Genomic DNA, 14828 nt, shown 5'->3' with positions numbered 1-14828 from the left:
TGTAACATGCAGCCGGCCCCGCTTTTATCAAAAGCGGGGCCGGTTCGCTTTTAAGGACGTTTACTCCCAGACCGCGGCAAGAAGCTGCTGCGCCGTGCTACGCCGACTCTTGGGGCAGCAACAGCTTTAAGTGCGCCAGGTGGTGATTTCCGTGCCAAGCGTACATGGCCAGCGCCTGGTCCAGCGTAAAGTCGCGCTTGGTGCCTGGGTGGTAGAAGGTGCGCTGCCACTGTTCCTCACTAAGGTGCTGTAGCAAAATGACCCAACGCGTGTGCAGAGCCTCCAGGAGCGTCAGCGAAACGGTGATGGGCGTGGCAGCCACGTCGGGCAACTCGGCCCAGGCTTGCTCGTCGTAGGGGCGCACGGTGGGGTTCTCTTCCGTCAGGGCCAGCCGGAAGCGGAAGTAGCAGTTCATGTGCGAGTCGGCGAGGTGGTGAATCACCTGCCGGCCGTTCCAGCCACCGGGGCGGTAGGGGCGCTCCAGGCCTTCGCCACCCACGATTGTGGAGGTTGCCGCCACGTGGGCTGGCAACTCCACAATTTGTTGAATAAGCGCCTTGCGGGCAGCAGGAGCGAGGGGGCCATCCGGCAGTTGGGCATGCCCAATGGGATAGCTAAGGTGTTCGTTGCTTGGGTTCATAAGCACAAAGAAAAGCGCCCCGGCCAATTAAGCCGGGGCGCTTTTCCATTGAAAAGTCTGAACGAATACTGCTGACAGCAACAAACCAATAATCCGTGAATTCGCCTAAACCGGCTGAATCCGTGATTAGCCGTTGCGCTTGTTCAACTCGTCGCGGATTTTCGCCGCTTTCTCGTAATCTTCTTTTTCGAGGGCCTGAGCCAGCATTTTGGTCAGCTCGTCCAACGACACTTGGCCGCTGGGGTCGCGCGGCTCGGGCTGGGCCCGGCTGGGGCGGGGCGAATCGGTGTCCTCATCGTCTTCTTCGTCCTCGTCGTCATCGGTGTCGCCTTCGGCTTCGTCGAGGTCGGAAAGGATGATACCGGCTTCGCTGAGCACGCTTTCAACGGTGAAAATGGGCACGCCGAAGCGCAGGCCAATGGCAATGGCGTCGGAGGGCCGTGCGTCGATATCGAACGTGGTGGCGCCATCGGAGCACACAATGCGCGAATAAAACACGCCCTCCTTCAAATCAGAAATCACCACTTCCAGAATCACCACGTGCACGTGCTCGGCAAATGATTTGAACAGGTCGTGGGTAAGCGGACGATTGGGGCTGATTTTCTCGATTTGAATGGCGATGCTTTGCGCCTCAAACATGCCGATGATGATGGGCAGGCGGCGGTTGCCACCCTTTTCGCCCAAAATCAGCGCAAAGGAGCCAGACTGCGACTGGCTGGACGAAAGGCCCAGGATTTCAAGCTGGATTTTTTTCAAGGGACAGGGGAAGTGGGTGTCTTGGGACTTGGAATGTAGGTGCGGCGTACCGAAGCGACAAGTGGTGGATGGACGTGCAAATAAAGGAAAGTCCGGCCATCTACCGCAGAAATGTGCTTGACCCGGCTGCCTTAAAAAGGTTTGGGGACTTAGGCATCCGATTTCCTTACGGAAAACAGGCGCCTAAGTCCCCAAATAACTAAAAAAACTTAGCCCAGTTCTTTAACCGCAGCGGTCAGCTTGGGCAGCACGTCGAAAACGTCGCCTACAATGCCATAGTCAGCTGCCTTGAAGAAAGGTGCTTCCGGGTCTTTATTGATGACCACAATCACCTTGCTGCTGTTTACGCCGGCTAGGTGCTGAATAGCGCCCGAAATACCACAGGCGATGTACAGGTTCGGCGAAACCGTGATGCCGGTTTGGCCCACGTGCTCGTGGTGAGGGCGCCAGTCGACGTCCGACACCGGCTTGGAGCAAGCCGTAGCCGCGCCTAAGGCTTTGGCCAAGTCCTCAATCAGGTTCCAGTTTTCGGGGCCCTTCATGCCGCGGCCGCCGGATACCACGAGTTCGGCTTCGGGCAGCAGCACGCCACCAGTCTGCTCCTGCATCACTACTTGCGTAGGAGCATCGGCGAAGTCAGCGTCGGCAAGCTGGGCCGAAAAGCTAACCACCTCAGCCGTTTTGCCAGCTTCGTGCTTGGCTTCGGTTGAGTTCTTTTTAACAGCTATGATTTTACGGTCGCCGCTCAGCAGCACGTCCGAAAACGCCTTGCCCGAGAAAGCGCCGCGGCGCACAACAAACTGGTCACCGCTCACCTTGGGCAACTCCACCACGTTGGTGGCCAGGCTGGCCTTCAGCCGCACCGACAGGCGCGAACCCACGGCCGCGCCAATGTTGGAATTGGCCAGCACAATGATTTTGGCCTGCTCCTGCTCGGCCGCGGTGGCGATGAGCTTGGTGTAGGCATTGTTTACAAATTCTTTCAGGCGGGGCTCGGCATCGTAGAGCACTTTCGTGATGCCCTGCTCGCCCAGGGTGGCCAGGTTGGCTTCGGTGGCTTCGCCCACGGCAATGGCCGTGGCCGTAGTGCCCAGCATGGCCGCTACTTCGGCCCCGTAAGAGGCTACTTCAAGCGAAGACTTTTTTACTTCGCCATCGGCGCATTCAACTACAACTAATACTGACATGATATTTAGAGTTTGTCATCCTGAGCGGAGCGAAGGACCTTATCACGTCCGCACCGCATGGGTTTATTAACAGCTAACAAAAGCAACCGTGATAAGATGCTTCCTTGGCTGACGCCGACCTTCGGTTCGTCAGCATGACAGATGATTAAATTACCTTGGCTTCGTTGCGCAGCATTTTAATCAGGTCGCCAGCAGTTTCGGCAGGAATAAGCTTTACGCCCTGCTTTTTGGGCGGCAAGGCAAACTCTGCAACCTGGGTGCGGGGGGGCTCACCAACGGGCGCAATAACCTTCAGGGGCTTGGTGCGGGCCGTCATAATGCCACGCATGTTGGGGATGCGGGGCTCGCACATGGGCTGCTGGCAGGAGGCCACAAACGGCGTGTTTACGGTCACAATCTCTTTGCCTCCTTCGATTTCGCGCTCCAGTGTGCCAGTGTTGCCGTTCAGGTCAAGCTTCATGGCCGGGGCCACCGTAGGGATGCCCAGCATTTCGCCCACCATGCCATGCACCTGAAAGCCGTTGTAGTCGATGCTTTCCTTGCCCATCAAAATCACATCGTAAGCACCTTCTTTGGCTACAGCAGCAATTTGCTCGGCTACAAAAAATGCATCGGTAGGTGCGGCGTTGACGCGGATGGCGTCGTCGGCCCCAATGGCCAAGGCCTTGCGGATGTTGGGCTCGGTGTCGGCTTCGCCCACGTTAAGAACCGTCACGGTGCCGCCGGCAGCTTCTTTCAGCTCAATGGCACGGGTGAGGGCATATTCATCCCAAGGGTTAATCACGAACTGCACCCCTGCCTTGTTGAACTCCTTGTTATCGGGCGTAAAGGTAATTTTGGTGGTCGTGTCGGGCACGTTGGAAATACAAACCAGAAACTTCATCTAAACGGGGTTAGGGTGAGCGGAATACAGGAAAAAAGGCTGCATGCATAACAACCTACGGGGCTAAAACGGTTTCCGGTAACAAGTAACAGTGGGTGAAATGCGCTGGAAAAACCGCAATTTTGCCCCAAAGGTAAACAAAACTCTCGCCCACATGAACACTCCGCCCACCCGCTTGCAGCAGTTATTGGCTTTCTACGAAGACGACCCAACTGATGCCTTCACCATATATGCGCTGGCCACGGAATACCGGGCCAATGAGCCCGAGCGAGCCTGGGAATTTTATCAGAAACTTTTGGCCGAACATCCTGACTACGTGGGCACATACTACCATGCGGGCAAGCTGCTTGAGCAGTTTAATAAGAAAGAAGAGGCCGAAAAGGTTTACCGCACCGGCCTGAAAGTGGCCCGGCAGGCGGGCCAGCAGCACGCCGCCAGCGAGCTGCTGCAGGCCCTGAACCAATGCCTGGGGATGGACTACGAGGACGACTAAAGCAGGCTACGCTTCCTTTGCAGGTATGGCAACGAAAATTCTGCTGGTCGAGGACAAGCCCAAGGTGTCGGCCTTCATCCGGCGCGGACTTGAGGAGGAAGGCTTCGAGGTGGAGGTCGCGTATGATGGCCACTTTGGGCAGCGGCTGGCGCTGAGTACCGACTGCGACTTGCTGATTCTGGACGTCATTCTGCCCGAACAAAGCGCGCTGGACGTCCTATAGGCCGTGCGAGCCCAGGACCAGAGCCTGTCCATTCTGATGCTTACCGCCCTGGGCACAACCCAAGACAAGCTAGCGGGCTTCGATGGCGGGGCCGACGACTACCTGGTCAAGCCCTTCGACTTTGTGGAGCTTCTGGCCCGGGTGCGTGCCCTCACGCGCCGCCGCAGCCGTGGCGGCAACAAGGGCAGCCAACTGACCCTGGCGGACCTGACCCTCGCCATGGCTGCTTAAACGGTGAGGCGCGCCGGCCAGCCGGTGCGCCTCACGGCCTGCGAATTCAATTTGCTGGAGTTGCTCATGCGCCACCAGGGCCGGGTGTTCAGCCGCAGTGAGATTGCTGAGCACATTTGGGAAGAATCGTTCGATATGGGCTCTAAGGTCATCGACGTGTTCGTGAATTACTTGCGGAACAAGGTCGACAAAGGGTTTGGCAAGGAGCTCATTCATACCGTGGTGGGCATGGGGTATGTGCTGCGGGAGGAGTAGGCCAGCAGCTGAGAAGTATGCGAAACGACGGTGGGGTGCTGCAGGCCAGGCAGCTCAAGCTCGAAATAGACTGAACTTATGGCGGGGTGAAGACGCTGCGCCATGTTTACGACAAAGCCACCTTTCCTTAATACGGCGCCCTTGCACTGACCAACCCTGGCTATAGCTACTCTCTGTAAATGACGTTCCGCAATCGAATTACATTGCTCTTTATGGCCATTGTGGCGGTGCTGCTATTTGTTGCCCTCATCGGCGGCATTGTGGCGCTGTACCTGACGGGCGTCAATTTCAGCATTTTGGCTGGCATCGGCTTCATTGCCTTGTTCGGCATCTGCATTCAGAACGGCGTGATTCTCATCACCGTTTTCAAGCAAAATCTGCGGCGCAAGATGCTGCTAAACTAGGTCCTGCACGAGGGCGTGGCGTCCCGCGTGCGCCCCGTGGTGATGACGGCCCTCATGGCCATGATTGGGTTATTTCTGGCCGCGCTCAGCACGGGCATCGGCTCCGAAACCCAGAAACCGCTGGCTATCGTAGTTATCGGCGGGCTGGTATCAGCCACGGTGCTCACGCTACTCATCTTTTCGCTCATTTTCGCGTTTTTATATCGCGAAATGCACCAAGACGGCCCCACGCCCGCAAGGCAGGAGGCACAGCCAGTGCTGGTGGGTGCGTAGCGAGGGACCAAACATCAGCTGGCAAGTTTTGTTACTTTCGGCTACTCTTAACTCCAACTATGCCCACCACCGAAACGCACGCCCAGGTACAAGATTACTACGGCTCCCAACTCCAAACCAGCCAGGACCTGCTCACTAACGCCTGCTGCACCGATGATATTCCGCTGGCGCATCGCCGCATACTATCCCAGCTTGCCCCCGAGGTGCTGGACAAATACTACGGCTGCGGCGTCTGCATCCCCGAAGCCATTGAGGGCTGCACCGTGCTGGATTTGGGCAGCGGCTCGGGCCGCGATGCCTATTTGCTATCCAAGCTGGTGGGCGAAAGCGGCCACGTGATTGGGGTTGACATGACGGAAGAGCAACTCGATGTTGCGCGCCGCAACGTCGATTTTCACACTGAAAAGTTCGGGTACAGCCGGCCCAACGTGGAGTTTCGCCACGGCTACATTGAAGATTTGCAGGCTGCCGGCCTTCCCGACAACAGCGTCGACATTGTGGTGAGCAACTGCGTGCTCAACCTGAGCACCGACAAAGAAGCCACCTACCGCGAGATTTTTCGGGTGCTGAAGCCCGGCGGCGAGCTGTTCATTGCCGACGTATTTGCCGACCGCCGCGTGCCCGAAACCCTGCGTCAGGACCCCATTCTCTACGGCGAGTGCCTGAGCGGCGCCATGTATACCGAAGACTTTCGCCGCCTGCTGCTGAGCTTGGGCGTGCACGACTACCGCTTGTTTTCCAGTCGCCGCCTCACCATCAACAACCCCGAGATTGAGGTCAAAGTTGGCAACATCGGGTTCTATTCCTTCACGGTGCGCGCCTTCAAGCTCGACCTCGAAGACCGCTGCGAAGACCACGGCCAGGTGGCTACCTATTTGGGCACGGTGCCCGGCCAGCCTACCCAGTTTGTGCTCGACGACCACCACACCTTCGAAGCCGGACGGCCCATGCTGGTGTGCGGCAACACCGCCGACATGCTGAGCGAAACCCGCTACGCGCCTTATTTCCAAGTGGTAGGAGACAAGAGCAAGCACTTTGGCTTGTTTGATTGCAGCCCCGCGCCAGCTGGTGCCAAGGCATCGGGCGAAACGGTGGGCGGCAGCTGCTGCTAAAGCTCCTGCGCCGGAACCTCACCCCCGGCAGAGGGTAAGGTTCTACTGCCCCAGTCGGGCCTTAACACCCGTCAGAATCCCCGCAAGCTCCGGGGCAGTGTTAGTTGACAATACTCCACCTATGTACAATACCGTAAGCACGCCGCCACGTAGCAAAAGCGTGAGCCAGGCATTTCCTAGCTCAGGCATAGCCCACGCGGACAGGCCGGCAACAGCCGCCACTGCGAGAATGCGCACAATGCTGCCATCGAACGGTTGCAGCCCGTAGCTGCGCCACACAAACCAGGTGCGCGTTGCGTTGATGCTAACCAGGGCCGCGCAATAGGCGAGGGCGGCGCCGGCTAGCCCAAAGCGTGGGATTAAAACCCAGTTGAGCCCCACCACGGCGGCGGCAAGAGAAACGTTAAAAACTAAATCGAAGCGGTAGCGCGGCGAGGTGGCCACAATGATGCCATTGACGCCCGTGATGCCGTCGACCAGCCGGCCGGTCAGTAGCAGGAGCACGGCGGTGGTGCCCACGGCATATTCGGGCCGGTGAATCAGGCCGTAGATGAAGTCCAGGTTCAGGCCAATTCCCAGGGCCAGGTAGCAGCCCAATAGCGTGTTGATGCGGGTACTGCGTCGGTAGAAATCGGCCATTTTTGCCATGTCACCCTCCTTCCAGTATTCGGCAATGAGCGTGAACGCCGTTTTGTAGAGTGCCCGAAATGGTAGGACCAGAGCCGTGCTGATGTTGGTGGCGATGATGTAGATACCTGCCGCCGAAAGGCTCAGCGTGGTGCCTACCAGTAGGGTGTCGACATTGAGCAGCACCGTGCCCGAGATGTTGCTCAGCAGCATAAACCCCCCAAATCCCAACATTTCGCGCAGCGGCTTGATTCGCAGAGCAGCCCGCGTGGGCCGCAGGTGGAGCTCACCAATGGCGGCCAGGTAAATGGCAAGCAATACTGCCACCACCGCGTAGGCTCCCGTGTAGGCCAGCACAAAGCCGTGGAAGCTGATATAGTTCTGGCTGTAAGCCACTGCCGCGCCCACCAGCATCAGCCGCAGCAAAATTTCCTGGGCAAACGAGGAAAACGACGTGTGGAAGAGGGATTTAAGGTAAGCATCCTGCAAGGCGCCCAGCATGATGCAAGCCACCAAGCCAATGGCCACCGTGTAATGCTGGGCCATTAGGGCCGCATCTTCGCCCTTGGCGTACCACTGCACCACCAGTGGCTTGCCCACCCACATCAGCAGGGCTACCACCACAAACCCCACCAGCGGTGGCCCCAGCAGCAGCGGGAAAAAGCCGGCATGGTTGCGCCCCTGGTTCCGGAAGAAGGGGAAGTAGCGCATGCCTGCGCTGGCAAAGCCAAAGGCGGCCACCTGCGCCCCAATGGTAGCCAGCGGCACCAGCACCCCCGACATCAGACCAATCTGGCTGGACGTCAGCAGCCGGGGAAGGATGAGAATGGTATTGGCAAAGCCAATGGCCAGGCCGACGTAGGAAATCAGGGTGTTGCGGATGCCCTGGCGCTGAACAATGCCCAAAAGGTGGTGGGGAAGGAATGAAGTGAATGGGTGAGCCGTGCCGCCCTAGTTGCGAAACGCTTGGCAAATTTCGGTGCCGGTGAGAAAAGCCGTTCCATGCTGTTGCAAATAACTCATGAGTTGGGCGAACTGCTGAGGGCCATTTTTATTATTGGCAGGGTCAAAGTTTTCGTTGTGCCAGAGCACAGTGGCCACTCCGCCGAACCGTTCTATCTCGGCTAGCATGGGCTGCAGGGCCGGCAATATTTCCTCGGGGCGCAGCTGCAGATAGCTGGGATGGTGCAGGGTCGCATCCATCACATTCAAGGGGATTTCCAGGAAGTGGTGCGCTGCCCCGCTAGCAAAGTCGAACGGAAAAAAGGGCAAACAGTAGGAATGACGAAAGCCAAAATGCTCGGCAAATGCCAGGGTTGAGTCGTAAGCAAAGCCAATGGCATCGACCAAGGCGGGAGTGTGCCGGGGCTCCCAGCGCAGGTAGTGAAAGCGCAGCCCTTGTGGCTCCATGCGCAGTTTTTGCAGCTCCTGCGTCAGGCGCCGGGCCTCGGTGGCGGTGCCAATGCTGCCATGTAGGCCCAGCTCGCCGCCTTGCTGGCGCAGGGCCAGAAGTCGATTTTTCAGTTGCGGCGATAGTCCGTAGTCGGCATTAGGGGTGCCATTGGCCCCAGGGCGGTGCTCTGGCAGGATGAAGAACGTCGACTGGGCCCCGTAGGCAGCGGTGGCAGCAGCTACTGCTTCCAGGTTATCCCACGCGTCGGGCTGGGTTAGGTGCCGGCACATCATTGTTCCGAATTGCAGCAGCTGGCCCCGCTTCAGGGCGGCTTTGACGGGGCCTTTCCAGGCACTGTGCAGGTTGTCGATGTCGTGGCTGATAAAGGCGGCGAAGCGAGCACCCGCTGGCCAGGCCCGGGCTCGGAGCCGTTGCCCCGTGACGTGCTCAACGGCGGTTTTCAGTACATCGAAATAGTAGTTTACTACCGGCAGCGCTACGAACCCATACTGCGCCTGAACGCTGGCGGCGTAGGGAAAGCGTCCGTGCCGGTCGCGGGTGTCGGAGTAATATTCCTGCCAACCGCTGAGCAGGTAAAAGGCCGCCGAAATGATATCGGCGTTGATAATCGCATGGCCCGGCTCAAGCTCCAGCAGCGGCGCATCAGGGCTGGAATCAAAAAAGAACGGTACCTGCTTTCCGAGCCACTCGCGCTGGTTTGGTGCGGGTGGGTAGGGCAGGGTTTGGGTGAAAAATACACCTGCGCCGTCTTTAATCGATATTTCTGGCTGTGCGGCCGCATAGCCAATCCGCACATTGGGTACTTCGGCATAAGAAAGCCGGAAATGCCTGATTACATAAGCCAGCCGGGCAGCCGGCAACACAGCTACTGCAGCAGGGCTGGGCAGCGGCGCAACAGGGCTGGAAATAGGGGAGGGCATGGCCACGAAGTTAGGCCCTGGCCCGGTGCGCTACTCATAATAGCGCAGTTCTCAGGGAAACCAACTCCTTGAAAAGGCAACATGGACCGCAACTGATGTCCCTCTCCGCCACAACCAGACTTTGCTAAGAAGTTAATGGAACAGGGCGTCATGCTGAGCTTGTCGAAGCATCTCTACCGCGTAAGTAATGGATTAGTACTGCGGTAAAGATGCTTCGACAAGCTCAGCATGACGCCCTATCCGCATGACCGTCTTATCAACATGACGCCCTATTAGCATGGCCGTCCTTTTACCTAATTTGGATAGGCTCCTAGCCAATCGGCTATTATTTTGATGGCCAGCGCCTGGCTCTGGCTTTCGTATTCGGTGCCAATGGTCGCGTTGTAGTAAGCTGCCCGTCGGAAGTGCGTCAGTGGTTTTTCGTGCTGGTATCGTTGCAGCAAATCGCGCAGCTCGGGTAGGCTTTGCGCTTGGTCGACCAACCCCTGCGCCACATACCCATAGTAGTCATTGATTAGCGGGTTGGAGCTGAATTGGTAATAGATGCTGACCAGATTCAGTAGCGTGGCTTCCAGGTGTGTAGAGGTATCGGCGGCAATTAGTGCGTCGTGTTTTTGTAAAAAAGCAAACACGTTTTCCTGCCGCGCATCCGACCACTGCAGCTGGGGCAATGTGCGGCGGAGAGTGCCAAAATCCCGCGGGTCGCTGGGGTGAGGGCGCAGAGTGAAGACAAGCTCTGGCAGCTCCTGCATCAGGAAAGCCAGGGCTTCGGCGATGGCTGGCAGCGGGTCGTGCACATTGCAGGCAATGCCTACGCGGGATACCTGGGGGCGCAGGTTTTTCTCCTTGAGGAAGGCATCGGCTTTGGGCATCCCCACCAACTCGACGCGGCCGCGCACGGGGCCGCACTGATGGTATTTATCGAGTGCATCCTGGCCCTCCAACAGACTAAGGTCGAAGCTCAGCGGTGGGAAATGCACACTCACGCTGGCATGCTGAATGTAGGCCGTGGGCACGCCCTCGGCGCGGCAGGCCAGGAGCAGGGAGCGGGAATCGTCGTTGTGGTCGTTGGAAAATATTACTGCCCGCGGCCGGTACGTGCGCAGGGCCCGGCGGTATACTTCGTAGTACCCTATGGCGTAAAAAATAAAGTCGAAGAAGCGCCAGGCTTTGCGCCCCTCTGTGCGCAGCAGCCCAAAAAACACGTAGGGGAACTGCCAGTAATAAAGCAGCTTGCGCCGCAGCGAAAGGCGGTTCACCGCGGACTTGTAGCGGCCGATGTTCTTGCCCTGGCCCGCCACTAGCACCGCATCGTGACGGGCTTGCTTGATAAAGTCCAGCGCATCGTAATTATTGGCACTCACCACGTAAAGCCACACCGCACCCTGCAGCTGGTCGGGGTTGCGGACGGGCTGAAACACATTGCCCAGCAGCCGCAGGCCCGCGTAGCCCGCCACCCGCGCCAGGCGCTTGAATGGGTTGGCCGGCGAGATACTGGCCATGGCCGCCGCTGGCACCGCCGCAAACATGTCCGTAAAGCGCAGCTGCAAAATATCGCGCAGCCGTGCCAAAAGAGGCATCTTCTGGTCGGCCACTACAGCGCCTCCCACGTCAGAGGAGTGCCGGATTTCAGGTCGCGGGTAGCTGTGCGGCCCAGCACCACATCCCAGTGCCGGGGCCAGAGGCCGTCGCCGGGGCGAATGATTTTCAGGTTGTCGGCGGTCAGCTCCTCGCCCGCCGCAATGGGCTTGGCTACGTAGATGCTGCGCTTGTAGAGCCGGCTTTTTTCCTCGCCGGTTTGGATGCAGAGCTGCACGGTGCCCAGGGCCTGATGGGCGCGCTCGGTTTCTTCCACTAAGCTTTTTAGCTCGTGGGGCTCCAGCGAAAAAGCCGAATCTACACCGCCTTCGGCACGACTCAGGGTGAAATGCTTCTCGATAACGCAGGCGCCGAGGGCCACGGCTGCGACGCTGGCGCCCACGCCCATGGTGTGGTCGCTCAGGCCAATGGGGCAGCCAAAGGTTTCGGCCAGCACCGGGATGGTGCGCAGGTTGGTGTTGGCCGGCGAGGCCGGGTAGGTGCTGGTGCACTTAAGCAGCACCAACTCGCGGCAGCCGGCCTCGCGCAGCACGCGCACAGCATCATCGATTTCGGCCAAGGTGGCCGCGCCAGTGCTCACTATCACGGGCTTCCCGGTGGCGGCTACTTTGCGCAGCAGGGGCCAGTGAGCGTTTTCGAAGGAGGCAATTTTGTAAGCCGGAACGTCCAGCTGCTCCAGAAAGTCAACTGCCGTTTCATCAAAAGGCGAGCTAAACGCCAGCATGCCGTGCTGCCGGGCGCGGGCAAACAACTCGGCGTGCCACGCCCAGGGCGTGTGGGCTTCCTCGTAAAGCTTGTACAAGTTCTTGCCTTCCCACAGCGACTGGCCTTCCTCATCGATAGCAAAGCCGGTGTCCATGGTGATGGTATCGGCTGTGTAGGTCTGAAGCTTGAGGGCATCGACGCCGGCTGCGGCAGCAGCATCCACCAGGGCCAGGGCGCGCTCCAGGCTCTGGTTGTGGTTGCCCGACATTTCGGCAATGATAAAAGGCTTGTGCGCTGGCCCCACGGGCCGGCCGCCAATTGATATTTCGGTCATTTTAAAACTAATCAAGTCAGGCCGCAAAGGTAGGGACTCGCGCAGGCAAGGCCTGTTTCTGAGGGCCTGCTTGGCAAGCGGCCTCTGGGGTGTCATTTTCTAAGGCGGCCATAGTCAGGGTCATCGTTTCGAGTTTACGAAACTCATCCGGTAAAGCAGTTTTCTGAACTTTGAATGGTAAACTAGTTTCTTAAACTCGATACTTAATGACAGGGGCTGCTGTCGTTAAGTATCGAGCTATCTAATTTTGTTCAGCAAAACAAGCTCATGATTAGGCCCTTGCGGAGTACCTTGCTCCTTCCCTCTTGCCCCCAGCTCATGGTCCTTTCACGCCGGTTGCCCTTCGCCGTATTGCTGACCTTGGCCGGTTGTCAAAAAGACGACGTGGACCCCCACGGTCTGCCCCGCGCGACCCAATCCGGTCAGAACACCGCCGGCTTCCTGGAGAACGGGCAACCCTGGCTGCCCAAGCAGAGCACCCTGCTGGGCAGCGGCCCCGCTGTTCAGGCGCGTTATGGCCCGTCCTATCGCGGGCCATACGAGTTGGTCGTGAACATGTCCCGGTACCAGGACCGCGACCATGAACAATACCTGACGCTGCACTTGGCCGGGGCCCGCCGGGCAGGCACGTACGCGCTCGAGCAGGAGATTGACCCGGGGGTGATTACCCGGGTCCGGCCCTCGCACGCCCTCTACCAAGTAAGCCGGCCGGGAGTGGACGGTAAGTACTACACTGGGCCGACGGCGCGCGGGCAGGTGGTCATCACTCGCCTCGACACGGTTGCGCGCGTCGTGGCCGGCACGTTCGAGGCCACGGTAAAGCAAGACGGCGGCCCGGATTCGCTGCGCCTTTCCCAGGGCCGGTTTGATGTCAAGTACTAAGACCGCTCCCTTACGCCGCCGTTCAAGAAAACGGTGGTCCCGTAAACGCAGTCCGTTCCGCTCAAGCAGTTTTTTTGCTGCTAGATCTCACTCAACTTTTCGATCTAATTGCGCAAAGAACTTGAGCGCCATTAGCAGAGGACTGACGACCACTATCACCCACCCCATCAGGCTTAGGGTCATCAAGAGGGTGCCCATGGTGTAATTCCCCATAAATTGTAGTTGCGCAATGCCGCCGCCAAGGGACAACACCAGGCCGGCAACAAACAGCAGGAAGAGCTTAACGAAAGAGGGCAGCCACGTCATCACGAGTTCGTTAAGAGAAAGGAATAAAGCACCAAGATAGGTGGTACCTCACGTTTACTTAAACGGTCGAAAGGTAAACGGGCGTTACTTTGTGCTTCATGACCCTTCTCTTCCCGCTGGTTTTGGTGGCGCTGCTCGGTGGTAGGGACTTGCACTGGCAAACCGGTCCTGCACGCCGCCTCGCCGTGGGGCATTACCGCTACGACATTGCCCTGAAAACGGCGTATGCCCACGACGAGGACACCGACAATACCTACTTTGTCGTCACGCGTCCCAATGCCCGTACCCCGCAGTGCAGCGCTCTGCGGCGCAGCGTGACGCGCCAGGGCGCCGTGCAGACAACAGGCGAATACGCCACTGATGGCGACCGCTTGTTGTTCAAACAACGGTACTTGACGCCCCGCCGGATTCGGCAGTGGGTGTTTCCCGATTCCAGCGTCACCACGTTTTCGCCGGACCGCACCGGCCGGTTGTGTTTAAGGGGCGTCCGCAATTTTAGCGACGGAAAGGCCACCGACGTGACCTATTAACGCTCCTGATAAAAGTGGCCTTTCCACGCGGGTTTGACAACGAAAGACGGCCTTCAACTCAATTCAATAAACGTGTTCAGCAAAACGGTGGTGGCTGTTGCAGAACTCCCGGCTTCGTGTTCAGCACCAGTTCGACGCGCGAGGGAGCGAAAATAAAGGCCGTCCCAGGGGCTTTCTAGCATGTTGACCCAACGCACTTCACCCTTTACGCGTTCTGAGAGGAGTTCTGCAACAGCCACGGTGGTGGCTTTTGCAGCACGCTCTGCTTCGCGTCCAGCATTCCTAAGGGGCGCCAAGTAAGTACCTGCCGAGTAGGGTTCTTAACTACTCGGGCCGGACGGCTGGCTTAGTAGCCCAGCCAAAAACTCTTCTGTTAATTCATCAAGTGAATGAATGCGGCAGTGAGCCTCGTGGGCCGCATCGGCTTCCAGGTGGGCATAATTGCCCCGCAGAATGCGCACGGTCTTAAAGCCCAGCGGCTTGATGCCCACAAAATCCTTCCGGGGGTTGTCGCCCACATAAATAACCTCGCGGGGTTCCACTCGCTCGCGCCGGCAAATCAGCCCAAACACGTGCGGGTCGGGTTTGGCCCGGTGGCGGCCGTAGCGGTTGGTAAGGTAGGAGTGGCGCATCGGGGCGGGAAAATGCAGGGCCGCCACTTTGCGGGCCTGCACTTCCTTGTGCCCGTCCGTGACGAGGTAGAGCGGCCAGCTGGCAAAGCGGACGAGGCAGCGCTCGGAGTCGGGGTAAAGAGCCAGCGCTGGCTGGTGCTGCCGGTACGCGCGCAAGCAGGCGGCCACCAGCTGTTTGCTCCAGCGGCCATTCTGCCGCAATACGTTATCAAAAACCTGCCCGCGGCCCTGAAGCGCTTCTTCGGCAATCATGCCCGCGGTTAACGTGTCGGCTGGCACTCCCAGCAAGGGACTCAAAAACGCCGCCACCGCACGAAACCCGCTATGCACGTAGCTCAACTCCGGATACAGCGTGTCGTCGAGGTCGAAAACAAGAACGGGCATGTTGTGTAGTTAACAGTAAAGCAGAAAGTGGCTTTTGA

Annotated in this window: 14 protein-coding genes and 2 pseudogenes; 6 read left to right on the top strand and 10 right to left on the bottom strand. The window is 58.5% G+C overall.

The genetic code is table 11. The annotated features are described in order from the left end of the window. Positions 1–97 precede the first annotated feature (97 nt). The 4 genes from ACP7AJ_RS09810 to ACP7AJ_RS09795 all read right to left on the bottom strand — a co-directional run bounded on the left by ACP7AJ_RS09810 (position 98) and on the right by ACP7AJ_RS09795 (position 3466). Positions 98–640, bottom strand: a complete 543-nt coding sequence (locus tag ACP7AJ_RS09810) for a YfiT family bacillithiol transferase (protein ID WP_426060017.1) — start codon at positions 638–640, stop codon at positions 98–100. Positions 641–766: 126 nt separating this feature from the next. Then, entirely contained in the window at positions 767–1396 is a 630-nt protein-coding gene (locus tag ACP7AJ_RS09805; protein WP_426060016.1) for a bifunctional nuclease domain-containing protein, read from the bottom strand. 209 nt (positions 1397–1605) lie between these two features. Then, positions 1606–2583 (bottom strand): electron transfer flavoprotein subunit alpha/FixB family protein, encoded by a 978-nt coding sequence (locus tag ACP7AJ_RS09800; protein ID WP_426060015.1) that lies wholly within the window; start codon positions 2581–2583, stop codon positions 1606–1608. A gap of 145 nt (positions 2584–2728) precedes the next feature. Further along, positions 2729–3466: an electron transfer flavoprotein subunit beta/FixA family protein gene (locus ACP7AJ_RS09795; RefSeq protein ID WP_426060014.1), complete on the bottom strand. Its 738-nt coding sequence runs from the start codon at positions 3464–3466 to the stop codon at positions 2729–2731. A gap of 154 nt (positions 3467–3620) precedes the next feature. Between ACP7AJ_RS09795 and ACP7AJ_RS09790 the strand changes: the two genes are divergently transcribed. The 4 genes and pseudogenes from ACP7AJ_RS09790 (at position 3621) to ACP7AJ_RS09775 (ending at position 6457) form a co-directional block, all read left to right on the top strand. Beyond that, positions 3621–3959 (top strand): tetratricopeptide repeat protein, encoded by a 339-nt coding sequence (locus ACP7AJ_RS09790; RefSeq protein WP_426060013.1) that lies wholly within the window; start codon positions 3621–3623, stop codon positions 3957–3959. A gap of 25 nt (positions 3960–3984) precedes the next feature. Continuing rightward, positions 3985–4668, top strand: a pseudogene (locus ACP7AJ_RS09785) (response regulator transcription factor). A gap of 218 nt (positions 4669–4886) precedes the next feature. Further along, positions 4887–5345: pseudogene (locus tag ACP7AJ_RS09780) on the top strand (efflux RND transporter permease subunit); the annotation flags it as partial. Positions 5346–5404: 59 nt separating this feature from the next. Beyond that, the gene (locus ACP7AJ_RS09775) at positions 5405–6457 is read left to right on the top strand and encodes a methyltransferase domain-containing protein (RefSeq protein ID WP_426060012.1); all 1053 of its coding nucleotides are present in this window, start codon (positions 5405–5407) and stop codon (positions 6455–6457) included. A 42-nt stretch (positions 6458–6499) separates the two neighbouring features. Here ACP7AJ_RS09775 and ACP7AJ_RS09770 read toward each other — a convergent pair whose 3' ends face one another. From ACP7AJ_RS09770 to pseI, 4 genes are all read right to left on the bottom strand, one after another. Then, entirely contained in the window at positions 6500–7990 is a 1491-nt protein-coding gene (locus tag ACP7AJ_RS09770; RefSeq protein WP_426060011.1) for a lipopolysaccharide biosynthesis protein, read from the bottom strand. Between the two features lie 45 nt (positions 7991–8035). Continuing rightward, positions 8036–9418, bottom strand: coding sequence for a DUF7033 domain-containing protein (locus ACP7AJ_RS09765; RefSeq protein ID WP_426060010.1), 1383 nt, complete (start codon positions 9416–9418; stop codon positions 8036–8038). 293 nt (positions 9419–9711) lie between these two features. After that, positions 9712–11028, bottom strand: a complete 1317-nt coding sequence (locus ACP7AJ_RS09760) for a hypothetical protein (protein WP_426060009.1) — start codon at positions 11026–11028, stop codon at positions 9712–9714. Continuing rightward, positions 11013–12056, bottom strand: a complete 1044-nt coding sequence (pseI, locus tag ACP7AJ_RS09755; protein WP_426060008.1) for a pseudaminic acid synthase — start codon at positions 12054–12056, stop codon at positions 11013–11015. The genes ACP7AJ_RS09760 and pseI overlap by 16 nt, the downstream gene beginning before the upstream one ends. A gap of 360 nt (positions 12057–12416) precedes the next feature. Between pseI and ACP7AJ_RS09750 the strand changes: the two genes are divergently transcribed. After that, entirely contained in the window at positions 12417–12938 is a 522-nt protein-coding gene (locus ACP7AJ_RS09750; RefSeq protein WP_426060007.1) for a hypothetical protein, read from the top strand. Positions 12939–13025: 87 nt separating this feature from the next. Here the strand turns inward: ACP7AJ_RS09750 and ACP7AJ_RS09745 are convergent, their stop codons facing one another. After that, positions 13026–13244: a hypothetical protein gene (locus ACP7AJ_RS09745; RefSeq protein ID WP_426060006.1), complete on the bottom strand. Its 219-nt coding sequence runs from the start codon at positions 13242–13244 to the stop codon at positions 13026–13028. Between the two features lie 98 nt (positions 13245–13342). Between ACP7AJ_RS09745 and ACP7AJ_RS09740 the strand changes: the two genes are divergently transcribed. Then, entirely contained in the window at positions 13343–13774 is a 432-nt protein-coding gene (locus ACP7AJ_RS09740; protein WP_426060005.1) for a hypothetical protein, read from the top strand. 320 nt (positions 13775–14094) lie between these two features. Here the strand turns inward: ACP7AJ_RS09740 and ACP7AJ_RS09735 are convergent, their stop codons facing one another. Beyond that, on the bottom strand, positions 14095–14790 hold the full coding sequence (locus ACP7AJ_RS09735) for an HAD family hydrolase (RefSeq protein WP_426060004.1): 696 nt from the start codon (positions 14788–14790) through the stop codon (positions 14095–14097). Positions 14791–14828: the final 38 nt, after the last annotated feature.

It is taken from the genome of Hymenobacter sp. B1770, from assembly GCF_049896385.1.
GTDB lineage: Bacteria > Bacteroidota > Bacteroidia > Cytophagales > Hymenobacteraceae > Hymenobacter.
This window is presented reverse-complemented; position numbering and strand designations above follow the sequence as displayed.